General features: G+C 66.4%; 20 protein-coding genes. 12 read left to right on the plus strand and 8 right to left on the minus strand.

What is annotated here, in order from left to right:
* Positions 1-119 precede the first annotated feature (119 nt).
* From DDT93_RS00005 to DDT93_RS00020, 4 genes are all read right to left on the minus strand, one after another.
* Positions 120-986, minus strand: a complete 867-nt coding sequence (locus DDT93_RS00005) for a carbohydrate ABC transporter permease (RefSeq protein ID WP_109463748.1) — start codon at positions 984-986, stop codon at positions 120-122.
* 106 nt (positions 987-1,092) lie between these two features.
* Positions 1,093-2,394, minus strand: a complete 1,302-nt coding sequence (locus tag DDT93_RS00010) for an ABC transporter substrate-binding protein (protein ID WP_109463749.1) — start codon at positions 2,392-2,394, stop codon at positions 1,093-1,095.
* Between the two features lie 116 nt (positions 2,395-2,510).
* Positions 2,511-3,542, minus strand: a complete 1,032-nt coding sequence (locus DDT93_RS00015; RefSeq protein ID WP_109463750.1) for a LacI family DNA-binding transcriptional regulator — start codon at positions 3,540-3,542, stop codon at positions 2,511-2,513.
* A 152-nt stretch (positions 3,543-3,694) separates the two neighbouring features.
* Entirely contained in the window at positions 3,695-4,639 is a 945-nt protein-coding gene (locus tag DDT93_RS00020) for a helix-turn-helix transcriptional regulator (RefSeq protein ID WP_109463751.1), read from the minus strand.
* A gap of 130 nt (positions 4,640-4,769) precedes the next feature.
* On the opposite strand from DDT93_RS00020, the gene DDT93_RS00025 reads away from it, so the two are divergent.
* Together DDT93_RS00025 and DDT93_RS00030 are read left to right on the plus strand one after the other, a co-directional pair.
* Positions 4,770-6,887 carry a TonB-dependent siderophore receptor gene (locus DDT93_RS00025; RefSeq protein ID WP_109463752.1) on the plus strand — a complete coding sequence of 706 codons (2,118 nt, stop codon included), beginning with the start codon at positions 4,770-4,772 and terminating at the stop codon, positions 6,885-6,887.
* Between the two features lie 22 nt (positions 6,888-6,909).
* Positions 6,910-7,749, plus strand: a complete 840-nt coding sequence (locus DDT93_RS00030) for an alpha/beta hydrolase (protein WP_109463753.1) — start codon at positions 6,910-6,912, stop codon at positions 7,747-7,749.
* A gap of 9 nt (positions 7,750-7,758) precedes the next feature.
* On the opposite strand, the gene DDT93_RS00035 is transcribed toward DDT93_RS00030, so the two are convergent.
* Genes DDT93_RS00035 through DDT93_RS26340 form a run of 3 tightly spaced genes read right to left on the minus strand, consistent with a single transcriptional unit; the run spans position 7,759 to position 10,962 of the window.
* On the minus strand, positions 7,759-8,679 hold the full coding sequence (locus DDT93_RS00035) for a CobW family GTP-binding protein (RefSeq protein ID WP_109463754.1): 921 nt from the start codon (positions 8,677-8,679) through the stop codon (positions 7,759-7,761).
* Positions 8,676-10,325: an amidohydrolase gene (locus DDT93_RS00040; protein WP_109463755.1), complete on the minus strand. Its 1,650-nt coding sequence runs from the start codon at positions 10,323-10,325 to the stop codon at positions 8,676-8,678. Before DDT93_RS00040 ends, DDT93_RS00035 begins: the two co-directional genes overlap by 4 nt.
* 25 nt (positions 10,326-10,350) lie before the next feature.
* Entirely contained in the window at positions 10,351-10,962 is a 612-nt protein-coding gene (locus DDT93_RS26340; RefSeq protein WP_157960050.1) for a helix-turn-helix domain-containing protein, read from the minus strand.
* A gap of 142 nt (positions 10,963-11,104) precedes the next feature.
* On the opposite strand from DDT93_RS26340, the gene DDT93_RS00055 reads away from it, so the two are divergent.
* From DDT93_RS00055 to DDT93_RS00090, 8 genes are all read left to right on the plus strand, one after another.
* Positions 11,105-12,697, plus strand: a complete 1,593-nt coding sequence (locus DDT93_RS00055) for an ABC transporter substrate-binding protein (protein ID WP_157960051.1) — start codon at positions 11,105-11,107, stop codon at positions 12,695-12,697.
* Between the two features lie 61 nt (positions 12,698-12,758).
* On the plus strand, positions 12,759-13,727 hold the full coding sequence (locus DDT93_RS00060; protein WP_232825328.1) for an ABC transporter permease: 969 nt from the start codon (positions 12,759-12,761) through the stop codon (positions 13,725-13,727).
* Positions 13,724-14,620 (plus strand): ABC transporter permease, encoded by an 897-nt coding sequence (locus DDT93_RS00065; protein ID WP_109463758.1) that lies wholly within the window; start codon positions 13,724-13,726, stop codon positions 14,618-14,620. The genes DDT93_RS00060 and DDT93_RS00065 overlap by 4 nt, the downstream gene beginning before the upstream one ends.
* Positions 14,617-15,612: an ABC transporter ATP-binding protein gene (locus DDT93_RS00070; RefSeq protein WP_109463759.1), complete on the plus strand. Its 996-nt coding sequence runs from the start codon at positions 14,617-14,619 to the stop codon at positions 15,610-15,612. Before DDT93_RS00065 ends, DDT93_RS00070 begins: the two co-directional genes overlap by 4 nt.
* Entirely contained in the window at positions 15,609-16,610 is a 1,002-nt protein-coding gene (locus tag DDT93_RS00075; protein ID WP_109463760.1) for an ABC transporter ATP-binding protein, read from the plus strand. The genes DDT93_RS00070 and DDT93_RS00075 overlap by 4 nt, the downstream gene beginning before the upstream one ends.
* Positions 16,611-16,687: 77 nt before the next feature.
* A complete protein-coding gene (locus DDT93_RS00080) occupies positions 16,688-19,156 on the plus strand; it encodes a GcvT family protein (protein ID WP_109463761.1) in 2,469 nt (822 codons plus the stop codon).
* 116 nt (positions 19,157-19,272) lie between these two features.
* Positions 19,273-20,142 (plus strand): helix-turn-helix domain-containing protein, encoded by an 870-nt coding sequence (locus DDT93_RS00085; protein ID WP_109463762.1) that lies wholly within the window; start codon positions 19,273-19,275, stop codon positions 20,140-20,142.
* Positions 20,143-20,213: 71 nt separating this feature from the next.
* Positions 20,214-22,352 carry a TonB-dependent siderophore receptor gene (locus DDT93_RS00090; protein ID WP_109463763.1) on the plus strand — a complete coding sequence of 713 codons (2,139 nt, stop codon included), beginning with the start codon at positions 20,214-20,216 and terminating at the stop codon, positions 22,350-22,352.
* Between the two features lie 72 nt (positions 22,353-22,424).
* Here DDT93_RS00090 and DDT93_RS00095 read toward each other — a convergent pair whose 3' ends face one another.
* Positions 22,425-22,880: a DUF1203 domain-containing protein gene (locus tag DDT93_RS00095; protein ID WP_109463764.1), complete on the minus strand. Its 456-nt coding sequence runs from the start codon at positions 22,878-22,880 to the stop codon at positions 22,425-22,427.
* A gap of 283 nt (positions 22,881-23,163) precedes the next feature.
* Here DDT93_RS00095 and DDT93_RS00100 point away from each other — a divergent pair, with 283 nt between their 5' ends.
* On the plus strand, positions 23,164-24,255 hold the full coding sequence (locus DDT93_RS00100) for an NAD/NADP-dependent octopine/nopaline dehydrogenase family protein (RefSeq protein ID WP_109463765.1): 1,092 nt from the start codon (positions 23,164-23,166) through the stop codon (positions 24,253-24,255).
* The gene (locus DDT93_RS00105; protein WP_109463766.1) at positions 24,252-25,259 is read left to right on the plus strand and encodes a 3-hydroxybutyryl-CoA dehydrogenase; all 1,008 of its coding nucleotides are present in this window, start codon (positions 24,252-24,254) and stop codon (positions 25,257-25,259) included. Before DDT93_RS00100 ends, DDT93_RS00105 begins: the two co-directional genes overlap by 4 nt.
* Positions 25,260-25,346: the final 87 nt, after the last annotated feature.

The raw sequence follows: 25,346 nt of genomic DNA on the forward strand, positions 1-25,346 counted from the left end.
CCCGGGTCTGGCCCGGGACGGGGTGGGTGGCGCGCCCGGGCTTGGCGCCGGGGCCTCGGGTGGTTGGGCGCGCGTTTGGTGCGGGGTCCCGGGGCAGGCCCGGGACGGGGAGGGCAGCGTTAGGCATCGAGGTTCTTCCCGACGATGCGCATGAGGAACATGGCGATGATGTTGGCGAGGATGATGGCGTAGACGCCGCCTGCCGAGCCGAGGCCGACGTTCTGGCTTTCCAGCACGCGCTGGTAGATCAGGTAGGTCAGTGTCCGGGTTCCGAAGGAACCCTGGGTGGTGACGAAGATCTCGGCGAAGACCGCCAGCAGGAAGATGGTCTGGATCAGGATCACGATGGTGATCGCGCGGCTGAGGTGGGGCAGGGTGATGTAGACGAAGCGCGACAGCACCGGTGCGCCGTCCATTTCGGCGGCCTCCAGCTGTTCCGCGTCCAGCGACTGGATCGCGGTCAGCAGGATCAGCGTGGCGAAGGGCAGCCACTGCCACGAGACGATCAGGATGATCGAGAAGACCGAGGCGTCGCTGAGCCAGACGATGGGCTCGGCGCCGAAGAATTTCCAGAGGTGCGCGAAGAGGCCGTTCACGGGGTCCATGAACATGTTCTTCCAGACCAGCGCCGAGACGGTGGGCATGACGAAGAAGGGCGCGATCACGAGGATGCGGACGATGCCCTGACCCCACATGGGCTGATCCAGCAGGATCGCGAGGAGCACCCCGAGGACGATGGTGATGATCAGCACGCCGCCGACGATCCAGAGCGTGGTCAGGACGCTGGGCCAGAAGGCGCTGGAGGTCACGAAGCGGATGTAGTTGTCGAACCCGGCCCAGCCCAGATCGCCACCGCGCAGGGGCAGGTACTTCTTGAACGAGAAGTAGAGGGTCATGATGAGGGGAACGAGCATCCAGCCGAGCAGGAGGATGACCGCGGGGGCCATCATCAGTCGCGCGGCGGATCGGGAATGCCGGGTCGCCATGGTGCACCTCCTCTGGTGACGGACGGACCGTCCGGGGCGGGCGTTTTAAGGTCTTGAAAGAGCCGGGGGCGGCGCGGAGCACCGCACCCCGGCAGGGAGGAAAGCGCTAGTAGCCTGCGGCTTCCATCTCTTCGGCAGTCATGGACTGGGCCTTCTCGAGGGCCTCGTCTGCCGTCTGTTGTCCTGCAAGAGCGGCCGAGAACTCCTGGCCGACCTGGGTGGCGATGCCCGCGAATTCCGGGATCGCGACGAATTGGACGCCGATGTAGGGCACCTCGTCGACTGCCGGATGGGTCGGGTCAGCCGCGTTGATGCTGTCGAGCGTCATCTTGGCGAAGGGCACCTTGGCGTACTCCGGGTTCTCGTAGAGCGAGGTCCGGCTGCCCGGGGGCACGTTGGCCCAGCCCTCTTTCGAGGCCACGAGGTCGAGATATTCCTTGGAGGTCGCCCACTCGATGAACTCCTTGGCTGCGGCCTCTTTCTGGGTGCCTGCGGGGATCGCCAGTGCCCAGGCCCAGAGCCAGTTGCCGCGCTTGCCGAGGCCGGTATCCGGCGCGAGGGCAAAGCCGACCTTGTCGGCCACGGTCGAGTCGTTGGGGTTGGTCACGAAGGAGGCGGCGACGGTCGCGTCGATCCACATCCCGCACTTGCCCTGCTGGAACAGCGAGAGGTTTTCGTTGAAGCCGTTGGTGGACGCGCCCGGAGGGCCGGCTTCGTTCATCAGGTCGAGGTAGAAGTTCAGCGTGTCCTTCCACGGCTGGGTATCGAACTGGGGTTTCCAGTCCATGTCGAACCAGCGCGCGCCGAAGGAGTTGGACATGGCGGTCAGGAAGGCCATGTTCTCGCCCCAGCCGGCCTTGCCGCGCAGGCAGATGCCGTAGATCTCGTTGTCCTTGTCGGTCATCTTGCGGGCGGCGTCCGCGACGAACTCCCAGGTGGGGGCGTCGGGCATTTCCAGACCGGCCTTTTCCATCAGGTCGGTGCGGTACATGATCATCGAGCTTTCGCCGTAGAACGGCGCCGCGTAGAGCGTGCCGTCGACCGACAGGCCGCCGCGCATGGCGGGCAGGATGTCGTCCACGTCATACTCGGCGGGGAGGTCGTCGAGCGCGACCAGCCAGCCCTGCTTGCCCCAGATCGGGGTTTCGTACATGCCGATGGTCATGATGTCGAACTGGCCGCCCTTGGCGGCGATGTCCTGGGTGACGCGCTGGCGCAGCACGTTCTCTTCCAGGGTGACCCATTCGACTTCGTGGCCTGTTTTCTTGGTGAAATCTTCTGTCAGTCCCTGCATGCGGATCATGTCGCCGTTGTTCACGGTCGCGATTGTCAGGGTCTCGGCCATCGCTCCGGTGCCGGCCAGCAATGCCATGGCCGTCGCCGCGCGGAATGCGTGCTTGAGGTACATCCGTCTCCTCCCTTGATTGGATGTGGTGCCGGAAACGCTAGTGGAAAACGCGGCGCGCAGTCAATTTATTTTTTACGCGCGTAAATTTTTAGCTTTCTGCCAGAAAAGGCAACCGCTTAGGCCGAACCGCGCATGACCAGCCGGCCGTCGAACAGCGTGGTGACGCGCGAGGGCGCGCGCTGTCCCGAATCGATCAGGGAGAAAAGGGTCTCGACGCTCTTTTGCGCGATCGAGGTGTAATCCTGCGAGACGGTGGTCAGCCGGGGGCAGGTGAAGCGCGAGAAGGGGTGGTCGTCGTGCCCGGCGACGCGCAGGGTGCAGTCCGGCTCGATCCCGACCTTGCGGCCGAGTTCGAACGCCGCCGAGAGGAAGCCGATGGCGAGGCGGTCGTTGCTGCAGAGCACGGTGTTGGTGGGCAGACGGCCCTCGGAGATCAGCCGGCTGGCGCCGTTGAAGCCGATCTGTTCGAAGTCCCAGCCTTCGCCCTCGACCTGAAGCATGACCGGTTCGAGGCCCAGCCGCTCCATTTTGCCCTTGTAGGCGTTGCGCCGCTTGAAGGCGTTGGGGTTGGGCGGGGTGCGCATCTCGAAGAAGACCGGCGGTTCGCCGGTGCGGCACAGGTAGTCGACGATCAGGCCGATGCTCTGCTCGTTGTCCATGCCGAAGAAGGCCTCGCCCGCGCTCTCGATGCTGTTGTCAAAGAGGACGGTCGGCACGTCGTCGCAGAAGGCCCGGATCTGCTCGCGGTCCGAGAGGCGGCCGAGGGGGGCCATCAGCACCCCGGCGGGCTTGATCGAGCGAAGGCTTTCGATGTTGTTGATCTCCTGCTGCGGGTCGCCGTGCGAGCTGAGCAGGATGGGGCGGAACCCGGTTTCGATCACCAGATTCTCGATGTTGCGGGCGATCTCGGCGAAGAAGGGGTCGGCGAGGTAGGGCACCACGATGCCGACGTTCTTGGTCAGCCGCCGGTTCTGGTTCACCGCGTACATGTTGGGGCGGTAGTCGAACTTCTCCAGCGCCGCCTCGATCCGCTGGCGGGTGGATTCGCGGACGCTCTGAGGATCGTTGAAGTACTTCGAGACCGTCGGGCGCGAGATGCCGCTGACAGTGGCGAAGTCTTCCATGTTCCTGATCTTCGGCTCGTCCATTCTATCCGTGATCTCCCCCGCTGACCTGACCGGCCCTCCCGCCGATCATTTCAAAGATATTTGACGCGCGCAAACTTTTCCAGTTCCCGCACCCGGAGAGAGCGGTATCGGCGCACGCAGGGAATGAAAAGGGGGCAGTCGCCGGGGGCGCCTCAGGTGCGCGGAGCGCTGCGCCGGGTCTGCGAGGGGCTGTGGCCCGACCAGTTGCGGTAGGCGGTGGCAAAGGCCTCGGCGGTTTCGTAGCCCGCGAGCCGGGTGGCCTCGGACACGTTCGCCCCGGCGCGCAGGGCGGCATCGGCGCGGGCGAGGCGGAGCTGGCGCAGGTAGACCATGACCGGCAGCCCGTGGGCGCGCCGGAACAGGCGGCGGGCCGAGGACACGCTCATCGCGCCCGCACCGGCGATGTCGGTGATCGAGGCCATCGGGCCGGGGCGCAGGGCATGGGCCTCCATCCGGGCGAGGCTGGTCTGTTCGCGCGGCGAAAGCGCCTCGTCTTCCTCCAGCAGGCGCTGGAGGACACCGTGGGCCTGCGACATGCCGAAGCTTTCCAGCGCCATGATCTGCGAGGGCGTGAGCCGTCCCGGACCGGGCTGGAGCGCCATCAGGGCTTCGGCCGCGGCCTCGTCCGGGGGCAGGGCGGACCATTCGCGCAGCAGCACGTCGCGCTTGCCCATGAGGCTGTCGCGGGTGACGCCGCGCGCTTCGAGAAAGTCCCAGGACAGCACCACGGCGATGTTGCGCAGCCGTTCGCCCGCGGTGCCGCGCCGGCAGAAGCGCGCGGGGCGGCGCAGGGCCGTGAGCGCAAGGCGGACCGGGGCGTCGGGCGCGCGGGACAGTTGCAGCGGCATGCCGTCGAGTTCGGCGTCGATCCGGCCTTCGAGCACGTAGTGCAGGATCACGTTTGCGGGCCGCGTGACGGTGGTTTCGAAGTCGGAGACGGTGACCGCGTCGAAGATCTTGACCGTCATGCCGGAGGGCATGTCCGCACGGGCCCGCTTGCCCGCCAGAACCACCTGTTCCATCGGCTGGCGCGTGCCGAAACCGGAGTCGACGGGCGAGGCCGGGGCGATATCGGACAGGCGGATCTGTGAGGTCATGTGGCGGTTTCCCGGTGAATTTGGCGCGCGCGAGCAGAAATCTGGCGGGTTCGAAAAGGTTCGGACGTGGCGGAAACCGTGTGCACCTCATAAAAGTATATAAAAATAGTCAGAATATCAAGGAACGGAAATGGCGAACCACGCGCGTACTCCCCTCCATCTTGCCCTGCTGGCGAGCACGGCCCTGGCCGGCCCCGCGCTGGCGCAGGATGCCGTCGATCTGGAACCCATCATCGTCAAGTCGTCGAGCTACGAGACCGAGGACTCCGACAGCTATGCGACCGATCTGATCTCGGTCGGCGAGAAGGCGGCGGTGAGCCCGCGCGAGGTGCCACAGTCGACCACCGTGATCACCAACGCCCAGATCAAGGACGGCGGTTACACCGCGCTGGAGGAGGCGCTGGCCGACGCTCCGGGCATCATGATCCTGAACAACGACGTGGGCCGCTCCTCGATCTTCTCGCGCGGGTACGAGTTCGACTATCTCTACTTCGACGGTCTGCCCGCGCCGGTGAGCTCGATCTACGGCACCCAGCCCGACCTTTCGATCGTCGACCACGTCGAAGTGCTGAAGGGCCCCGCCGGCCTGTTCATCGGCACCGGTGAGCCGGCGGGCGCGATCAACATGCGCCTCAAGCAGGCGACCTCGGTCGCCCGGAAGGGCTATTACACCTTCTCGGCGGACTCGAACGGGCAGTATCGCGGCGAAGTCGACGTTGCGGGCGCGCTGAACGAGTCGGGCACCGTGCGGGGCCGGGCTGTGGTGGCCTATGGCGACGGCGACAGCTTCATCGACATGTCCGAGAACGGTGTGACCTCGATCTACGGTACGCTGGCCTGGGACATCTCGCCCGACACCACGCTGACCTTCTCGCTGAGCCACATGGAGCGGGACATCTCGCCCTACAACGGCCTGCCGAGCTATGCCGACAACTCGCTGATCTGGACCGATGTCGACGCGACGACCGCCGCCGACTGGAACCAGTTCGACAACGAGACCAATGACGCCGTGCTGGCGCTGGAGCACCGTTTCGCCAATGGGACGCGGCTGAAATTCTCGGCTCGGCAGTCCTATCAGGACGCGGATTTCCTCTATGCCTACTCGGGCTCGGCGGCGGCCTCGGACAACACCATTTCCAGCCTGCGCTGGCTGGGGCGCGACTTTGACCAGGACAGCCTTGCGCTGGACGTGCACGCCGACATTCCCTTCTTCCTCGGCGGCTGGGAAGCCAATGCCATCGTCGGTGCAGACTGGCAGAAGGTCAGCAGCACGGCCTACCAGGCTTCGGGCGTGATCTCGGGCTCGTGGGATCTGGATGACTGGGACGTGTCCGACGTGGCGCGCCCGGACGTTTCCTACACCTCGCGGACCGATACCGAGACGACCTCGAAGGGGATCTATTCGCAGCTTCGCCTGAAGCCGAACGACGCCCTGACGCTGATCGGCGGCGCGCGGGTCAGCTGGTATGAAGGCACCTCGACCGCCTACAGCGTGAGCTCGGGCACCATCACCGGCACCACCAGCGAGGACAACTACGACGTGTCTGGCCATGTCACGCCCTTCGCGGGCATGACCTATGACCTGTCGCCCTCGACGACGCTCTACGCGAGCTACTCGGAGATCTTCATCCCGCAGTCCGAGGTGGATTCCGGCGGCAGCCTGCTCGATCCGGTCGAGGGGCAGCAGTACGAGATCGGCGTCAAGGCGCGGGTCTGGAACGCGGTCAACGTCTCGGCGGCGCTGTTCGATCTGACAGAGGTCAACCGCCCGGTGGCCGTGGACGGCGAGAGCTACTACGTGGCGGGCGAGGAAGTCCGTTCGCGCGGGTTCGAGGCGGAAGCCTCGGGTGAACTGCTCGAGGGGCTGCACGTCGCGGCGGGCTATACCTACACCGACACCGAGTACCTGAACGGCACCAGCGAGGGCGAGATCTTCTCGACCTACACGCCGGATCACATGCTCAAGCTGCAGACCATGTACGACATTCAGCAGGGTGCGCTGGCGGGCTGGAGCGTCGGGGGGCGGGTGACGGTCATGTCGTCCTTCTCGTCCCGCGGGATCGAGGCGCCGGGCTATGGCGTGGTCGACCTGATGACCAAGAAGTCGCTGGGCAACGGCGCGCTGGTGCGCCTCGGTGTCTCCAACCTGTTCGACAAGGACTACTATGCCCGCGTCGGCAGCACCTCGGTCTTCAACTTCCGTGGCGCGCCCCGCACCTTCGAGGTCGCCTTCAGCAAGGCGTTCTGAAGACAGCGGAAAGATCAGAGCCATGGCGGATGCCACAGCCGAAACAGGAACCGGAGCCGGTGGCGGAGACGCCGCCGGTTTCACGTCTTCAACTGCCCGTGGGCTTGGAACCGCTTGGGCGCCTGCCGGGGTCACGACCTTCGACGTTGGCCCAGAGGATGCGCCTTTCCGCGTGCTCGTCGCCGCTCCGACCGCGCCAGCCCCGCCCGAGGGGTACGGGTTGATCGTGGCGATGGACGCCGCCTGGACCTTTGGCACGCTGCGCGATGTCGCGGGGCTGCTGGGGGCGGGGCGGGGTGATGCCAGCCGGCCCACGGTGATCGTGGGCGTGGGCTGGCCGACCGATACGCTGGGTGATTTCGAGCGGCGAGGGCCCGACCTCGTCGGCGAGGCCGGGGAGGGGCCGGGGTCTGCGGCGACCCTGCGGGTGGTCGCGGAGGAGATCCTGCCGCGCGTCGCCAATGCCTTGCCGCTGGACCCGTCGCACCGGATGTTGGCCGGTCACAGCTTTGGCGGGGCCTTTGCCCTGCGCGCGCGGGCGCAGCGGCCGGGGCTCTTCAGCCACATCGCGGCGGGCAGCCCGTCGATCTGGACCGATCCTGAGGGATTCTTTGCCACGGCGGCGCCGGACGGCCCCGCGACGCTGATTGCCGTGGGCGAATACGAGGCGGGGGACGCGGCAGAGGCCGCCGGTGCAGATGCCGACCGGGTGGAGCGCCTGCGCGACCGCGACATGTGGGGGCGCGCACATCGCATGTCCGAGGTGCTGGGCGCGCGCTTTGTCGAGATACCGGAGGCCGGACACGGGCAGGCCATCGCGCCCTTCCTCGCGCGCGCGGTGGAGTTCCTGTGGAACGGCTGACCGCCGCGCTCAGTCCGCCGGTTCGGTGCAGGCGCGGCTGAGGGCTTCCACCGCCGCGTCGAGCGAGGCGGTGGGGCGCGGCGCGATGAGGACGAGGCCGGTGGGCGCAAGCCCCGGCGCAGGGGTGATCTCGTGCCGTGCGCCGACGGACTGGACGAGCACGGTTTCACCGCTCTCGGCGTCTTCGACGAGGCCCTTCACGCGGTGCACCGTCTCGGGCAGCGCGTCGAGCGCCGCCTTGAGGCGCGGCAGGTTCACCGGCGTTTCGGGGTTAAGGGTCGCCGTCACGAAGATGTCGGCGTGGCTGCCGTGGTAACCGGGGGCGGTCGGCGACGGGGACGCCTGACCGATCAGCAGGGCGTTCGGGATATTGCCGAACTGGGTTTCGACCAGCCGGGCGCGCGGCGCGACCAGCGCCAGCCACGCCTGCAGGTCGTCGGCCTGATGTTCGTAGAGCAGGTCGGTCTTGGTCAGCGCGATGAGGTCGGCGCTCGCCAGTTGCTGGCGGACGAGGTTTCCCACGTACTTGTCCTGCGCGCGCTTGCGGACGGTTTCGGCATCGGCGGCGACGACGATGGCGTCCAGCCGGAAGCCGGGCCAGTAGCCCACCGTCATGGCGATGCGGGCGGGATCGGCGACGCCGCTGGCCTCGAGCAGGACATGGTCGGGTGGCTGCGGCAGGGCGGCGACCGCGTCCAGCGCGGCCCCGAGGTCATCGCCGATGGAACAGCAGACGCAGCCGTTGGCGAGTTCGACCACGGGCGAGTCGGCGGCTTCGATCAGCCGGGCGTCGACGTTCACCGCGCCGAAGTCGTTCACCAGAACGGCGAGACGCAGCGGGCCGGGCTCGGCCAGCCGCCTGTTGACGATGGTGGTCTTGCCGGAGCCGAGGTAGCCCGAGAGGACCGTGACCGGGATGCGCGGGGTCATGAGGCGATGGGGAAGGGGGTGCCTTCGAACACGGTGCCCCAGATCGGGATGTCGCGCAGGGCGGTGGGGTCAACCGCGAAGGGGTCCTGTTCCAGCACGGTGAAGTCGGCCTTCTTGCCCGCCCGGATCGAGCCGACCTCATCCTCCATCCCAAGCACATAGGCAGCGTCGATGGTGATGGCGCGCATGGCGGCCTCGACCGAGATGCACTCCTCGGGGCAGAGCACCGCACCGCTCTCGGCGATGCGGTTCACCGCGACCCACGCGGAGTTCAGGGGCATGGCCGGGGCCATCGTGAAATCCGAATGCAGGGCGAATTTGACGCCCGCGCGTTCCAGCGAGCCGAGCCGCGCCATCTGGCTGGCGCGCTCGTACCCGATGGATTTCTGCCAGTAGGCCTCGCCCAGTTCGTGCACGTAGTAGACGTTGGCCGAGACGATGGCGCCGAGATCCTTGATGCGCTGGACCTGCTCGGGGTTCGACACGCCGAAATGCTCGATGGTAAAGCGGTGGTTGAAGCGCGGCTTTTCGTCCTGCAGCTTTTGCAGCACGTCCAGCGCCAGTTCCAATCCCATGTCGCCGGTGCAGTGGACATGGATCTGCTTGCCCGCCAGCCAGAAGGCGCGGGCGTAGGTCTCGAAGGCTTCGGGCGCCATCAGCCATTCGCCGTGGTGCCCGTCGATGAAGCCCGGCCCGCGCATCTGCATCAGTTCGGCGAAGAAGCCGCCGTCGGTGAAGAGCTTGATGTTGTTGCCGAAGAACATCTTCTCGGTGCTGCGCTCGGCATATTCCGCGACGCGCCGCACGTCTTCCTCGGGCGAGCCCTCGAAGTTGCCGCGCTGCAGGGCGCGGGGCACCATCTTGGTGCGGAAGGGCGTGTCCTTGGCGCCCATCGTCATGCTGAGCACCTGCCATTCCAGCTGGTCGTTCATCAGCGGATAGGCCAGTTCGCCGATGGTGGTGTGTCCGCCGAGGTGGACTGTGCGCTTAACCAGTTCCAGCCCCTTCATGTAGCGCTGCGGCGCCAGCAGGACCTTGTTCATCGCCTGCACGGCGACGGCCAGCCCGGTTTCAAAGAACCGCCCCGAGGCGAGGTCGATCTGCGGGTGGCGTTCCAGGTCCTCACGCGCGGTGCCCATCCAGGCGATGGCCGCGTCATTGGCGATGATCTCGTGAAACGACCGCTGCCAGACAAAAATCGGCTTGGTCGCCGAAATGGCGTTCAGCGCCTCGCGGTCGACATTGCCGTGCCAGATGCGGTGAAAGCCCCAGGTCACCACGATCTCTTCGTCCGCGCCCTCGTTCGCCACCACCTCGGCCAGCCGCGCGAGGTAGGCCTCGTGGCTGGTGACGGGCGCGCAGGTGCGGTCGGGCAGGACCCATTCCATCGCGGTGATGAAGTGACAGGGCAGGAGGGTCGCGCCCAGTGTCGGGTGCAGGTGCGGGTCGATGAAGCCGGGCATCAGGACATGCCCGGCAAAACGGTTGTCGATGCTGTGGGGATGGGCGTCGAGCCAGGGTTTCAGCGTGTCGAGCGTGCCGACCTCGACGATGCGCCCGTCACGCACGGCGACCGCGGTGGCCTCCGGCATGGGCGCGTTCATGGTGATGATCTTTTTCGCGGTAAAGACGGTGATCTCGGACATCGCGCGGTTCCCTGTCGGAGGATGGTCAGTAGTTGGCGTTGCTGAAGGACCAGGCGATGATCGCGTCGACGGTGCCGGGGTTGTGGCACCAGTGACGGCCCTTGCCGGGCAGTTGGAAGCTGTCCCCGGCCTCCAGCAGGATGGTCTGACCGTCGATCCTGAGTTCGAGCTGGCCGGACATGACGATCCCGCCTTCCTCGCCCTTGCGCTCGCGGCCTTCCTCGCCGGTGCCTGCCCCGGGGGCGAAGGTGGTCAGCACCATCTCGAGACCGCCGGTCAGGTGGGGAGAAAGAAGCTCCTCGCGCACGCCCGACTGGCTGAGGTTGATCTCGCGCCGGTTGCCCCGGCGGACCACGAAATCGGCCTCGGGCGAGTCCTCGGGGGAGGGGGCGGAAAAGAACCAACTGATCGAGACGTCGAGGCGGCGGGCGATCTTGTCGAGGGTGTCCAGCGTGATCGGGCTGACGCCGCGCTCCAGCTCGCTGAGGTGCCCGACGGAGCGGCCGATGGCGTTGGCCAGTTCGGTGAGGGTGAGCCCGCGCGAGCGGCGCAACTCGCGAATCTGGCGCCCTACCGGCTCGCTCGGGCTCTTTTCGAACCCGGCGGCAAAGCTCTTCTTTTCCACGGCTGATTTCATGTTTTTGCCCTGTTTTTCAGATGATTTCCGCTCTTGTGAAAAATTTGTTGCATTTTTTCAGGCTCACGGCAAGAGTTGTGAAAATCAGAGGGCAAATTTTCAGACAACGATAGCCCTCACCACATCCAGCAAGGGAAAACCCATGTTCCAGAGACTTTCCAGAACGTTCCTAGGCGCTTTGCCTGTCGCCCTCGCGCTGTCGGTGGGGGCTGCGCCCGTCGCCCATGCCGAACCGAAGGCGGGCGGGACCCTGACCACCTTTACCTCGGGCTACCGGACGCTGAATCCGGCGGTGCAGTCTGGTGCTTCAACCGGCAGTCCGGGCTCGCAGATTTTCGCGGGGCTGGTGACGGTCGGGCAGGACTACAAGATCCAGCCCTACCTGGCGAAGGACTGGGAGGTCTCTGCCGATCAGCTGACCGTGACCTTCAACCTCGTCTCCGGGGCCAAGTTCCATGACGGTGCGCCGATCACCGGCGAGGACGTGAAATTCTCGCTGGAAACGGTGAAGGCCAACCATCCCTTTGGCGCCGCGATGTTCGGCAATGTCGGCGAGATCGACGTTCCTTCGCCCGAGACGGTGGTCATTCACCTGAACCAGCCGGTTCCGGGCCTGCTGCTGTCGATGCAGCCGCTGCTGATGCCGATCCTGCCCAAGCACGTCTATGGCGACGGGCAGGACATCAAGACCCACCCGCGCAACATGGAGAACGTGGTGGGTTCGGGCCCCTTCAAGGTCGAGGAGAACAACCCGGCGGAGCGCCTCGTGCTGGTCAAGAACGAGGACTTCTTCATCGAGGGACGGCCCTACCTCGACAAGATCGTCTACCCGATGGTCAAGGATCCGCTGACGCGGGTGCTGATGCTGGAAAAGGGCGAGATCGACTTTGCGCCCTTCTCGGGGATCCGTCCGACCGACGTGGCGCGGATCGAGCGGGCCGAGGGCGTGAATCTGACCACCGACGGCTATGACGCCATCGGCTATGTCCATTACTTCGAGATGAACCTGCGCAACGAACCTTTCAGCAACCGCGAGGTCCGCGAGGCGCTGGCTCATGCCATCGACACCGGGTTCCTGTCGAAGGTGATCTTCGGAGGCAAGGCCGTGCCGGGCACCGGGCCGCTGCACACCGGCAACCCGTTCTACTCTGCAGACGTGCCGATGTACGAGCCGGACATGGACAAGGCCGCCGCGATGCTCGACGCCGCTGGCTACCCGGTGAAGGACGGTGTGCGCTTTTCCTTCGTGCTCGACGTGCCGAGCTGGGCGCCGCAGGCGCATGTCCCGATGGCCGAGTACATCCAGGCGCAGCTGGAAAAGCTGAACATCAAGGTCGAACTGCGCAAGGCGCCCGATTTCGGCACCTGGGTCCAGCGGATCAGTAGCTGGGATTACGAGGCGACCATGAACGGGTCGTTCAACTACCCGGACCCGACCATCGGCGTGCACCGTCACTTTGACTGCGACAACATCAAGAACGTGATCTGGGCGAACACCGAGGGTTACTGCAACCCGGAGGTCGACAAGCTGCTGGATGCGGCGGCGGTCGAGGTGGACTTTGACAAGCGCAAAGCGCTCTATGCCGAGCTGCAGAAGACCATCCAGCAGGACCTGGTGTTCATCTACATGCCGCAGGACTTCTCTGCGACGGTCTACAGCGACGCGGTCGGCAACATGCCGGACACGCCCTTCGGTGCGCTGGCGCCGATGTATGACACCTACCTCGACAAGTAACGCGACCCAAGGGAGCGGCCGGCGCGGCCGCTCTCCAACACGGCAAACGGGAGCAGGGACCTTGATCAAGGGCACTCTGGGCAAGACGGCGAACACGGTGATCCTGCTGATCGCCGTTCTCGTCCTGAACTTCGCGATGATCCACGTCGCACCGGGAGACCCGGTAGAGGCGCTGGTGGGCGAGATGGGCGGGGCCACAACCGAGCAGATCGCAGAGCTGCGCGCGCAGTTCGGATTGGATCAACCGCTCTACGTGCAGATCGGCAAGTACCTCTGGAACGTGGCACAGGGCGACCTTGGCTATTCCTATTACTACGACCAGCCGGTGACCTCGCTGATCCTCGACCGGATCGGGCCGACGCTGCTGCTGGTGACCACGGCGCTGTTCTCGGCCATCGTGATCGGCACCGTGCTTGGCGTCTTCTCGGCACAGCGGCGCAACTCGCTGCTCAGCCATCTTGTCACGGTGCTGTCGCTGGCCGGGTTCTCGGCGCCGGTGTTCTGGATCGGCATCATGCTGATCCTGCTGCTTTCGGTCGCCATCCCGATCCTGCCGATCTCGGGGATGACCAGTTCGGAAGTGCCGGAGGGCACCTTCTGGTACATCCTCGATGTGGCGCACCACCTTGTCCTGCCGGCGCTGACGCTGGGGCTGATCTATCTTGCCTTCTACAGCCGCCTGTCGCGGGCCAGCATGATCGAGGTGCTGCAGACCGACTATGTGCGCACCGCGCGGGCCAAGGGGCTGCCGCGGCGGATGGTCATCTACAAGCACGCGCTCAGGAACGCGGTGCTGCCGGTCGTCACCTTTGCCGGGCTCCAGTTCGGGCAGGTGATCTCGGGCGCGGTGCTGGTCGAAACGGTGTTCGCCTGGCCGGGCCTTGGCACGCTGGCCTTCGATTCGATCCTGCGCCGCGACACCACCACGCTGCTTGGCATCCTGTTCTTCTCGGCGCTGATGGTGGTGGTGATGAACATCCTCACCGACATCGTCTATCGCCGCATCGACCCGAGGATCAAAACCGCATGACACTGGTCGAACCCTCCCGCGCGCGGACCGCGCCGCCGCCCCCCAAGGCCGTGTCGCCGGGCCGGCAGGTCTGGCAGATGTTCCGCCGCAACCATTCGGCGATGGCGGGGCTGTTCATCCTGCTGGCGATCATCCTGATCTCGCTGGTTGGCCCCTCGCTCTACACGGTCAATCCGCGCGAGATGGTGTGGATGCCGCTGACCCCGCCGGGCCAGTCCGAGTACGTGCTTGGCACCGACTACCTCGGGCGCGACCTGCTGGCCGGGCTGATCAACGGCGGGCGGGTGACCATCACCATCGGCGTTTTCGCCGCCGTGCTGACCGTGCTGATCGGCGTGACCGTAGGGGCGATGGCGGGGTTCTTCGGCGGGCGGGTCGACAACCTGCTGATGCGCGTGACCGAGTTCTTTCAGGTGCTGCCGAACCTGCTGTTCGCCATGGTTGTCGTCATGCTGTTCGGGCCGACGCTGGTGAATATCTCGGTGGCCATCGGTATCGTGTCGTGGACCTCGACCGCGCGGCTGACCCGGGCCGAGTTCCTGCGCATTCGCGAGATGGACTACGTCAAGGCCGAACGCTCGATCGGGGCGGGCAATGCGCGGTTGATCTGGAAGGTGATCCTGCCGAACGCCGCGCCGCCGCTGATCGTGGTGGCCGCGCTCTCCATCGGCTCGGCGATCCTGTTCGAGGCGGGGCTTTCCTTCCTCGGGCTCAGCGACCCCAACGCCATGAGCTGGGGACGGATGATCGGCGACAACCGGCCCTACATCCTCGACAGTTCGTGGGGCGTGACCTTTCCCGGCCTCGCCATCTTCCTCACCGTTCTTGCCATCAGCCTCGTCGGCGACGGCCTGAACGACGCCATCAACCCGAAACTGAGGCAGCGGCAATGAGCGCCCCCCTTCTTTCCGTCCGCGACCTCGAGATCTCGTTCCGGCTGGGGACCGAGGAAACCGCCGTGGTGCGCGACCTTTCGTTCGACCTCGGCGAGGGCGAGACGCTAGGCATCGTGGGCGAATCCGGCTGTGGCAAGAGCATCACCGCGCTGTCGCTGCTGGGGCTGGTGCCGAACCCGCCGGGGCGGGTGTCGGCCGGGCAGATCCTGTTTCAGGGTCAGGACCTTGTCGGCGCGTCCGAGGAGCAGTTGAACCGCATCCGGGGCAACGAGATCTCGATGGTGTTTCAGGAACCCATGACCTCGCTGAACCCGGTCTATACGGTGGGCGAACAGATCGCCGAGACGGCGCGGGTGCATTTCGGCAGTTCGCGGGCGGAGGCGTGGGATCGGGCGATCGAGATGCTCAAGCTGGTCGGCATCCCCTCGCCGGAGCAGCGCGCGCACAATTTTCCGCACCAGCTGTCGGGCGGGATGCGTCAGCGGGTGATGATCGCCATCGCACTGGTCTGCGAGCCGAAGATCCTGATCGCGGACGAGCCGACCACGGCGCTGGACGTGACCGTGCAGGCGCAGATCTTTGACCTGTTCCGCGAGCTGCAGGACAAGATCGGTGCGGCGATCATCCTGATCACCCACGACATCGGTGTGGTGGCGCAGATGACCAACCGCGTCATGGTGATGTACGCGGGCCGCAAGATCGAGGAGGGACCGGTTGCCGGGTTCATCCGCGACCCGCGCCATCCCTACACGCGCGGGCTGATCTCGTGCATTCCGCGCCTCAGCATGTCGCCCTCGGACATGCCCGATCCGCTGTTCGAGATCCCGGGCGTGGTGCCCGCGCCGCGCGAGCTTGGCGCGCCGGGCTGCGCCTTTGCGCCGCGCTGCCCGCACGCGATGCAGCGCTGCCGGGTGCAGGACCCGGCGCTGTCGCGCATCGGGGAGGGCCGTGCCGTGGCCTGCTGGCTGGAAGAGGAGGTGGCGGCATGACGGCTCTTTCGGTTCGTGACCTGAAGGTTCATTTCCCTGCCGGCAAGGGTAAGGTCGTCCACGCCGTCGACGGGGTCAGCTTCGATATTCCTGAGGGCACGGCCTTTGGTCTGGTCGGCGAGAGCGGGTCGGGCAAGACCACGGCGGCGCTTGCCTGCGCGCGGCTGGTGGAGGCGACGGCGGGCGAGGTGCGGCTGGGCGAGACGGACATCACCACGCTGGCGGGGGACGCCATGCGGCGGGCCCGGCGCGATATCCAGGTGGTGTTTCAGGACCCCTACGCCTCGCTCAACCCGCGCGAGCGGGTGGGGGCCATCGTGCGCCGTCCACTGGACCTGATGAAGGTCGGCACCCCCGCCGAGCGCGAGGCACGGGTGGACGAGCTGTTCGCGACGGTCGGGTTGCGCCCGGACCAGAAGGCGCTGTTTCCGCACCAGTTCTCGGGCGGGCAGCGGCAGCGCATCGGCATTGCCCGCGCGCTGGCGACGCACCCCAAGCTGATCGTCTGCGACGAGCCGGTCTCGGCGCTGGACGTGGCGATCCAGGCGCAGATCCTGAACCTGCTGGCGCGGCTCAAGGCCGAGATGGGGCTCTCCTATCTCTTCATCAGTCACGACCTAGCGGTGGTGCAGCACCTCTGTGACCGGATCGCAGTGATGTACCTTGGCCAGATCGTCGAGACCGGGTCGCGGCGTGAGATTTTCACCAGCCCCATGCACCCCTACACCATGGCGCTGATCTCGGCGGTGCCGTCGCCGGAAACCGGGCTGGCCGGGGTCGAGCGCATCCGGTTGCAGGGTGATCCGCCCAGCCCGATCGCTCCGCCGCCGGGCTGCCGCTTTGCCGGGCGCTGCACCTTTGCGACCGACCACTGCAGCAAGGTGGCGCCGGTGCTGACCGCGACGGGAGGCAACCACGCGGTGGCCTGCCATAGGGCGCAGGACGCCGAGGTGGCGGCTGCCCGGAATGCACTGGTGCAGGGCGCGCCCTCGGGGTGACCATCGCCGCCACCCTGCCAATCCGCTAGAACAGACAGAACCCAATCCCGCCCCGCGATGGGAAGGAGACAAGACCCATGACGAAACCCATTCCATCGCAGGCCAGTGCCGTGATCATCGGCGGCGGTATCGCCGGCTGCTCGGTCGCCTATCACCTGGCCAAGCTCGGCTGGACCGATGTTGTCCTGCTGGAGCGCAAGCAGCTGACCAGCGGCACCACCTGGCACGCCGCCGGGCTGATCGCGCAGCTGCGCGCGACCAAGAACATGACCCGGCTCAGCAAGTACTCGCAGGAACTCTATGGCGAGTTGGAGGCCGAGACGGGCGTTGCCACCGGGTTTCGCCGCAACGGGTCGATCACCATGGCGCTGACGGGGGAGCGGCGGGAGGAGATCCTGCGGCAGGCCTCGATGGCGCGTGCCTTTGGCGTCGAGGTGGAGGCGCTGGGCGAGAGCGACCTGAAGGGGCTTTACCCGCACCTGAACACCGAGGGGTTCGCGGGCGCGGTCTATCTGCCGAAGGACGGGCAGGGCGACCCGGCCAACATCGCGCTGGCGCTGGCCAAGGGCGCGCGGATGCGCGGCGCGACGGTGCAGGAGCATGTGAAGGTCACCGAGGTCCACGAGACCATGAAGGGCGGGCAGCGCGCGGTCTCGGGCGTCTCGTGGGTGGCGGAACAGACCGGCGAGAGCGGGTTCATCGCGACTGATTTCGTGGTGAACTGCGGCGGCATGTGGGCTGCGGAACTGGGTCGAAAGAACGGGGTGAACGTCCCGCTGCAGGCCTGCGAACACTTCTACATCGTGACCGAGAACATCCCCGACCTGGCCCGCCTGCCGGTGCTGCGAGTGCCGGATGAATGCGCCTATTACAAGGAAGATGCGGGGAAAATTCTGCTGGGCGCCTTTGAGCCCGTTTCGAAACCCTGGGCCAAGCACGGTATCCCCGAAGATTTCTGTTTCGACCAGCTGCCCGAGGATTTTGAGCATTTCGAGCCGATCCTCGAAAAGGCGATCAGCCGCGTGCCGCTGCTGGAGAGCGCGGGGATCCATACCTTCTTTAACGGTCCCGAGAGCTTTACCCCCGACGACGCCTATCATCTAGGCGAGGTGCCTGAGGTGCGGGGCTACTACGTCGCCGCCGGGTTCAACTCGGTCGGCATCCAGTCCTCCGGCGGGGCTGGCATGGCGCTGGCGCACTGGATGGAGCATGGTTATCCGCCTTTCGACCTCTCGGACGTCGATATCCGCCGGATGCAGCCCTTCATGGGCAACCGCACCTTCCTTGTCGAACGGGCCAAGGAGACGCTGGGCCTGCTCTATGCCGACCACTACCCTTACCGGCAGAAGGCCACCGCGCGCGGCGTCCGCCGCTCGCCCCTGCACGAGGCGCTGCTGGCGCGCGGGGCGGTGATGGGCGAGACGGCGGGGTGGGAGCGGGCCAACTGGTTCGCCGCCGAGGGGCAAAAGGCGGAATACGCCTATTCCTGGAAACGGCAGAACTGGTTCGGGAACTCCGCCGCCGAGCATCGCGCGATCCGCGAGGGCGTGGGCCTCTACGACATGACCTCCTTTGGCAAGATCATCGTCGACGGGCGCGATGCCGAGACCTTCCTGAACCACGTCTGCGGCGCGCAGATGGCAGTGCCGCCGGGGCGCATCGTCTATACCCAGTTCCTGAACGAGCGGGGCGGGATCGAGGCGGACGTGACCGTGACGCGGTTGAGCGAGACGCGGTATCTTGTCGTCACGCCTGCCGCGACGGTGATCCGCGAGATGAGCTGGCTGGAACGTCACCGGGGCGACCACGCGGTCGCGCTGGTCGACGTGACGGCGGGCGAGGGCGTGATGGCGGTGATGGGGCCGAAGGCGCGCGAGGTCCTGAGCGCCGCCGCGCCCTGGCATGACTGGTCGAACGAGGCACATCCCTTCGGATCCGCGCAGTCCATCGACATCGGGCTGGGGCAGGCGCGGGCGCATCGCGTGTCCTACGTTGGGGAACTGGGGTGGGAGATCTACGCTCCGACCGATCAGGCGGCGCATGTGTTCGAGACGCTGATGGCGGCAGGCGAGGGGCACGGGCTGACCCTCTGCGGGCTGCACGCGATGGATTCCTGCCGGATCGAGAAGGGATTCCGCCACTTCGGCCATGACATCACCGAGGAGGATCACGTGCTGGAGGCGGGGCTCGGCTTTGCGGTGAAGACCGAGAAGCCGGCGTTCATCGGGCGTGATGCGGTGCTGCGCCGGCGCGAGGAGGGGCTGACTCACCGGATGGTGCAGTTCCGCCTGACCGATCCCGAGCCGCTGCTCTACCATGCCGAGCCGATCCTGCGGGACGGGCAGATCGTTGGCTATCTCTCGTCGGGCAACTACGGGCATACGCTCGGCGCGGCGGTCGGGCTGGGGTACGTCCCTTGCAAGGGCGAGGATGCCGCCGCGCTGCTGGCCTCCGGCTACGAGATCGAAATCGCGGGCGTTCGGGTGGCGGCCGAGGCGTCGCTGCGCCCGATGTATGACCCTTCGGGGGCGAGAATGCGCGGCTGAGGCATGGCCCCGAGCCGGGCAGATTGACTATTCGGAGCCCTTATCTATAAGGGCTCCAGCAAGAGAGTGTCCTCAGCCAGCCAACAACGGGGACGCCCTTGTCTTTTCATCCCAGAATGTACGCCGATATCAAGGGGTACGATGTGCTCGGCCAGCCGAGGCATCTTGCGCTGAGCGAGATGATGATCGACGTCTGGACGGTGCAGGGCGCGGCGCGGACCAGCGGGCGCTATGTCTCGATGCATCCCCGCTTTGTCACCATCCTCGATGGCGCGCGGCTGGTGCTCTCCTGTGACAAGGTCGGGCCGGGGCGGCCCTGTGGCGCCTGTTTCGTTCCCGCCGGGGTCGAGCTCTGGGGGCAGTCGGAACGGCCCGGTGCGCTGCGCCACGTGGACATTCACCTGCCGCTGCGCCGCCTGCGCGGGATCGTGGCACCGGGCACCCCGCTGGACCGGCCCGTGTTCCTTGAAGATGCCCAGCCGCTGCGTGCGGTGGCGGCGCGGCTGGCCGAAGCCTGTGCGCCGGGGCCGGGCAGTGCCGAGGCGGAGGCGCTGGCCGCGGAACTGATCCGGCAGCTGTTTCACGAGCAATACGATACGGCGCGCGTTCCGGGGATCACGGCGGCGACGCTGGACCGGCTGCGGACCCACGTGCAGGGCAACCTGAACCGGGGCGTCTCGGCCGAGGCGCTGGCCGATGTGGCCGAGCTGTCGCGGACCCATTTCAACCGCCTGTTCCGCCGTGCGACGGGGCAGTCGCCCTACCAGTGGGTGATGGCGCTGCGCATCGACGCGGCCAAGGACCGGCTGGCGCAGGGCATGCCGCTGGCCGAGATCGCCGGGCTGACGGGCTTTTCCGACCAGGCCCATTTCACCCGCGTCTTCAAGTCGGCGACAGGAGTCACGCCGGGGCGGTGGGGCGGAAGCGGCGCCCTGCTGCCGGGAGCGGGCCGGGATGGGCGGAATCTTCAAGACAATCCTACCTGACTGTTTTTATCAACTACCCTGATCTGCGGCCCGCCAAGGGGGGTGTGGCTGCCGTATACAAGGATAAGAACATGATTGGAGACATTCGCAGCCGCCGCCTCGCGCTGCGCCTGCCGCTGCACGCCATCCTTCTGCTCAGCGCATCCGGCGCGGCGATGGCGCAGACGTCCGACGACGTGGTCGAGCTCGAACCCATCCAGATCCGGGTGCAGGAAGATGCCACCGGGCCGGTGGGGACCGACCCGAACCCGCCGACCGTCACCGGCTCGAAGGTGCCGCTGCGGGTCAGCGAGATCCCGCAGTCGGTCTCGGTTCTGGGGCGCGACGATATCGAGGTGTTCGACGCCAAGCGGGCGAGCGAGGCGCTGAGGTACACGGCCGGCGTGACGACGGATGTCTTTGGCGACGACGAGGATTACGACTGGCTGCGGGTGCGCGGTTTCCAGGCTGACCAGACCGGGGTCTACCTCGACAACGCCCAGAACCTCGCCTTTGCCTTCGGCTCGTTCTTCATCGACCCCTATACGATCGAGCGGATCGAAGTGCTGCGCGGGCCGTCCTCGGCGCTCTACGGCGGGTCGAACCCGGGCGGGATTATCAACTATGTCTCCAAGCGGCCGGGCGGGCACGTCGGCGAAGTCACCCTCGGGGCCAACGACGCGGGTTCGGGCTGGGTCGAGTTCGACATGGGCGAAGACCTTGCCAACGGCAACGCCTATCGATTCACCGGCCGGGTCGAGGGCGGTGACAAGTACGACGACCTGAACACCGGGTTCCGGGGCACGCTGGCGCCGTCCTACAAGTTCACGACGCAGAATGGCACCGAGGTCACCCTGCTGGCGAACGTGCACATCGCGGACGAAAAGCACAACGGCAGCACCTTCCTGCCGTACTATGGCACGGTCGTTCCGACCGAAGAGTTCGGGTACATCGACCCCGACGCCAACTTCTCGGACCCCGACTGGGACAGCTACAGCCGCAGGCAGGCGACGCTCTCGGCCGTGGTCGAGCACGAGTTCGACAACGGGTTCACGTTCACCGGGGTGGGGCGCGTCGGCGTCGCGAGCATCGAGGAAAGCTATTACTATCCATACGGTTACGCGGGCTATGCGCTGGAGCCCTCCGACAGCGACGGCACGCTGAGCCTTGTCGCCTTCGAGCATGACACGCTGGTCCGCACGGCTCAGACCGACCTGCGTTACTACGGCACCGTCCATACCGGGGCGCTGGCGCACAACCTGCTGTTCGGCCTCGATGCGCGGACCTACAAGATCGACGAGACGCAGGCTTCGGGTGGCGGGACCAACACTGTCGTCGGCACCACCGCGCCGGGCGATCCGGGGACGCTGTTCACCTACAAGGACGCGATCACGCGGCAGCAGCAGACCGGCCTCTACGTGCAGGACCAGATCCGCTGGGGCGACGGCTGGATCGCGACCGGCAACCTGCGTCACGACTGGGTGCATACCGAGCAGGAAGGCACGACGAGCTTTGACCGCGACGACAGCGAGACCTCGTGGCGGCTGGCGCTGGCGAAGGAGCTGGGGAACGGGGTCACGCCCTACCTGACCTATTCGAGCTTCTTCAATCCGCTGATCGTCTCGCCCTCGGACGGGGTGACCGAGCCGGAGTTCGGCAAGCAGTTGGAACTGGGTTTCAAGTGGGCGCCCGAGGCGGGCAACTTTGCCCTGTCCGGCGCGCTGTTCCGGATCGACCAGAACAACGTGGTTGCGGGGACCTTCGGGGCCTACAACCAGCTGGGCGAGGTGCGCATGCGCGGCTTTGAACTGGAGGGGCGCTATGACTTCGGCAATGGGTTCAAGCTTGCCGGTGCGCTGACCTTGCTGGACCCGGAGATCACCGCCGACAGCGATGTGACACTGCGGGGCAAGTCGCCGACGCTGGTGCCGGATGTCGAGGTCGCCGTGCGGGGCAGCTATGACTTTACCGGCGCGCTGGACGGGCTGCAGGTTGCGCTGGGCATCCGTCATCGCGGCGAGAGCTTTGCCGATGCTGCCAACACGCTCTCGGTGCCGAGTTCGACGGTCTACGACGTGTCCGCGCGCTACGATTTCCGCAATGGGCTGAGCGGGCAACTGGCGGTGACCAACCTCGCCGACGAGCAGTATGTCACCGGGTGCCAGACCGCCTATGTCTGTTCCTACGGCTCGGGCCGCGAGGTCAGCCTGTCGGTGACCAAGACGTTCTGAAGCCTGCCGGTCTGAGCGGGCCGGGGCAGAGAGAGGGGCGCAGCCAGCGGGTTGCGCCCCTTTTCGTTGCGCTCAGGTCCGGGTGATGCGGATCTGCCAGCAGTTGTTCCGCGCCGAGCGCAGGTCGACGAAAGCGACATCCTCGCGGTCGAGGAGGGAGCCGGCGTAGGCGTCGATCTCGTCTCGCGGGGTGATGCGGCCGGTGCCGTAGATGATGCGCTGGTCGGCCGAGTAGGCCTTGAGCAGGTAGTCCGGCGAGACCACGACATCGGGCAGGCCGGTGCCCTTGGGCGCGCAGCTCTCGGCGCAGAGAAAGATCGGCCCGGTTTCCGCGTAGGGCTGGAGTCCGTCGAAGGGCCGGTAGGCCAGCACCAGCATCTCCTCTCCCTCGGGAATCATCTCGAGGCAGCAGCGGCAGGGCGCGCCGCCTTCGCTGAGTTTGCGCTCGGGCGGGTTGCCGTAGGCATCTGCGGCCCCGGCGCGATAGGCTTCGGCCTGGGCGACTGGCATTCCTCGGTAAGTGGGCATTTTTCGCACTCCTTCAGTGATCTGCGCCTTGGTCGCATGGACGGATGTGGTCGGGCGACCCGAATGCTGATCAATGCGCAGGGAGAGGTGGGGAGATGGGTAAATATATGAATTAACTTATTAAATCATGTTGTTGCCCAGCATTGGAGCGGTTTCATTCAAAAATTACGAAATTTCAGATTGTTTTATAAAATGTGTTGACGCAGCGTTTCGGGCTCTTCTAGGCTCGCCTCAGGTTGCCCGCCGGACGGGCTGGACACGAATTCTACAGGAGAGGTTCATCATGAAGATTGCGGTACTCGGCGGCGGAAACGGCTCGCTGGCAGCGGCCGGTGATTTTGCGCTGGCGGGGCATGACGTCCGCCTGTGGCGCCGGAGCGAGGGCGACGTGGCTGAACATGCCAAGACCGGCAACACCATCACGGTGCGCGATGCCGAAGGCACCCGCACGGGCGAGATGGCCCTGGTGACCTCCGACCTCGCCGAGGCGATGAAGGGGGCGGAGCTGATCCTCTGCCCGATCCCGGCCCATGCGCATGAAGACCTCGCGCCCAAGATCGCGCCCTTCTTCGAGCCGGGGCAGGTGATCTACCTGCCGCCCGGCACGCTCGGCAGCCTGATCTTCGCCTTTGCTGCCGAGAAGGCGGGCACCGCCGAGGGCGTGGCCTTTGCCGAGACCGGCACGCTGCCGTGGCTGGTGCGCAAGCACGGCTTCTCGGAGGTGGTGGTTTCGACCCGCGCCGTGCGCCTGCCGACCGGCGTCTACCCGCTGTCGCTGAAGGATACGGCGCTCAAGACCATCGACGCGGCCTTCCCGGGCGTGATCGAGGATTGCGGCGACGTGCTGTCGGCTGCGCTGATGAACGCCGGGCCGATCATCCACCCGCCGCTGATCATTATGAACGCGGGCCCGCTGGAGCATTTCGAAGCCTGGGACATCCACAACGAGGGCACGCAGGCCTCGGTCCGCCGCACCACCGACCAGCTGGACGCCGAGCGGGTTGCCGTGCGCGAGGCCTTTGGCTATGGCGCGCCGCACTTCCCGCTGGCGGACCACTACCGCGACGGCGAGATGTGGATGTATGACCGCAAGAGCCGGGCGAACCTGAAGGACTCCGGCGACTGGCGCGAGAAGATCGACCTGACCGCCCACCGCTACATGATGGAAGACACCAAGCTGGGCCTGTCGCTGCTGGTCTCGATGGCCGATGCGGCGGGGATCGACGTGCCTGTGGCGCGGTCGCTGATGACGCTCGGCGGCGCGATCAATGGCGAGGACTTCCTCGAGACCGGGCGCCCGCTGGCCAAGCTGGGCCTTGGCGGCAAGACCGCCGAAGAGCTGAAGTCGATCGCCGCCGGAAAGGTCATGGCATGACGACGCCCGTCGCCTGCCTTGGCGCGGGGCGGATGGGGCGGGGCATCGCCATCGTCTTTGCCTACGCCGGACATCCGGTCGACCTGATCGACTTCAAGGCGCGTTCGGCCGAGGACTTCGACCGGCTGGCCGCCGAGTCGATGGAGGAGATCCGCGAGACGCTGGGCATGATCGCGCGGTTCGGTCTGTTCGATGGCTCCGCCGTCGACCAGATCGCCGCCCGTGTCCGGGTGGTGCCGCAGGCCGATGCGCCCGCGGCACTGGGCCGGGCAGGGGTGGTGTTCGAGGCGGTGCCCGAGGTTCTTGGCCTCAAGCAGAAGGCGCTGGCCGATGCGCAGTCGCACATGGCGGCGGACGCGATCCTGGCCTCGACCACCTCGACCATCCTGGTGGACGATCTGGCACCAGCCCTGCCGCGCCCGGCGCAGTTCCTGAACTCGCACTGGCTGAACCCGGCCTTCATCGTGCCGCTGGTCGAGATCTCGGCCGGCCAGCAGACCGATCCCGAGGTCACCGCGCGCCTCTCTGCCCTGCTGGAGAGCGTGGGAAAGGTGCCGGTGCCCTGCGCCGCCAGCCCCGGTTTCATGATCCCGCGCATCCAGCAGGTGGCCATGAACGAGGCCGCCCGCATGGTGGAAGAGGGCGTGGCCACGGCCGAGGACCTTGAAAAGGCGATCCGCTATGGTTTCAGCTTCCGTTTCTCGGTGCTGGGCCTGCTGGAGTTCATCGACTGGGGCGGGGGAGACATCCTCTACCACGCCAGCCAGTACCTCTCGAAGGCGCTCGACAACGACCGCTATGCCGCGCCCGAGGTGATCGACACCAACATGCGCGAGGGACGGATCGGCCTGAAGACCCGGCAGGGGTTCCTGAACTACGAGGGCATGGACATCGCCGCCTATCGCGAGGCTCGCCTCTCGGCGCTGATGGACCGTCTCAAGGCCGAGCAACTGGCCCGACCGCCGGTGCTCGATACGTCCACGAGCGGGGCAGCCTCGGCGTGAATTTCGAAATTTCTCCGGGTTTTGCAAAATACTGTTTGACAGTTCGCGGGCCCGGCGAAAACAATCGGGACGTCAAGACCATCTCCG

The sequence above is a fragment of the Albibacillus kandeliae genome (assembly GCF_003116585.1).
In the GTDB taxonomy this organism is placed as follows: domain Bacteria; phylum Pseudomonadota; class Alphaproteobacteria; order Rhodobacterales; family Rhodobacteraceae; genus Albibacillus; species Albibacillus kandeliae.

Coding starts and splice junctions, on each gene's coding strand:
- DDT93_RS00005 (WP_109463748.1), bottom strand. CDS start 986: ATGGCGACCCGGCATTCCCGATCCGCCGCGCGACTGATGATGGCCCCC.
- DDT93_RS00010 (WP_109463749.1), bottom strand. CDS start 2,394: ATGTACCTCAAGCACGCATTCCGCGCGGCGACGGCCATGGCATTGCTG.
- DDT93_RS00015 (WP_109463750.1), bottom strand. CDS start 3,542: ATGGACGAGCCGAAGATCAGGAACATGGAAGACTTCGCCACTGTCAGC.
- DDT93_RS00020 (WP_109463751.1), bottom strand. CDS start 4,639: ATGACCTCACAGATCCGCCTGTCCGATATCGCCCCGGCCTCGCCCGTC.
- DDT93_RS00025 (WP_109463752.1), top strand. CDS start 4,770: ATGGCGAACCACGCGCGTACTCCCCTCCATCTTGCCCTGCTGGCGAGC.
- DDT93_RS00030 (WP_109463753.1), top strand. CDS start 6,910: ATGGCGGATGCCACAGCCGAAACAGGAACCGGAGCCGGTGGCGGAGAC.
- DDT93_RS00035 (WP_109463754.1), bottom strand. CDS start 8,679: ATGACCCCGCGCATCCCGGTCACGGTCCTCTCGGGCTACCTCGGCTCC.
- DDT93_RS00040 (WP_109463755.1), bottom strand. CDS start 10,325: ATGTCCGAGATCACCGTCTTTACCGCGAAAAAGATCATCACCATGAAC.
- DDT93_RS26340 (WP_157960050.1), bottom strand. CDS start 10,962: ATGAAATCAGCCGTGGAAAAGAAGAGCTTTGCCGCCGGGTTCGAAAAG.
- DDT93_RS00055 (WP_157960051.1), top strand. CDS start 11,105: ATGTTCCAGAGACTTTCCAGAACGTTCCTAGGCGCTTTGCCTGTCGCC.
- DDT93_RS00065 (WP_109463758.1), top strand. CDS start 13,724: ATGACACTGGTCGAACCCTCCCGCGCGCGGACCGCGCCGCCGCCCCCC.
- DDT93_RS00070 (WP_109463759.1), top strand. CDS start 14,617: ATGAGCGCCCCCCTTCTTTCCGTCCGCGACCTCGAGATCTCGTTCCGG.
- DDT93_RS00075 (WP_109463760.1), top strand. CDS start 15,609: ATGACGGCTCTTTCGGTTCGTGACCTGAAGGTTCATTTCCCTGCCGGC.
- DDT93_RS00080 (WP_109463761.1), top strand. CDS start 16,688: ATGACGAAACCCATTCCATCGCAGGCCAGTGCCGTGATCATCGGCGGC.
- DDT93_RS00085 (WP_109463762.1), top strand. CDS start 19,273: ATGTACGCCGATATCAAGGGGTACGATGTGCTCGGCCAGCCGAGGCAT.
- DDT93_RS00090 (WP_109463763.1), top strand. CDS start 20,214: ATGATTGGAGACATTCGCAGCCGCCGCCTCGCGCTGCGCCTGCCGCTG.
- DDT93_RS00095 (WP_109463764.1), bottom strand. CDS start 22,880: ATGCCCACTTACCGAGGAATGCCAGTCGCCCAGGCCGAAGCCTATCGC.
- DDT93_RS00100 (WP_109463765.1), top strand. CDS start 23,164: ATGAAGATTGCGGTACTCGGCGGCGGAAACGGCTCGCTGGCAGCGGCC.
- DDT93_RS00105 (WP_109463766.1), top strand. CDS start 24,252: ATGACGACGCCCGTCGCCTGCCTTGGCGCGGGGCGGATGGGGCGGGGC.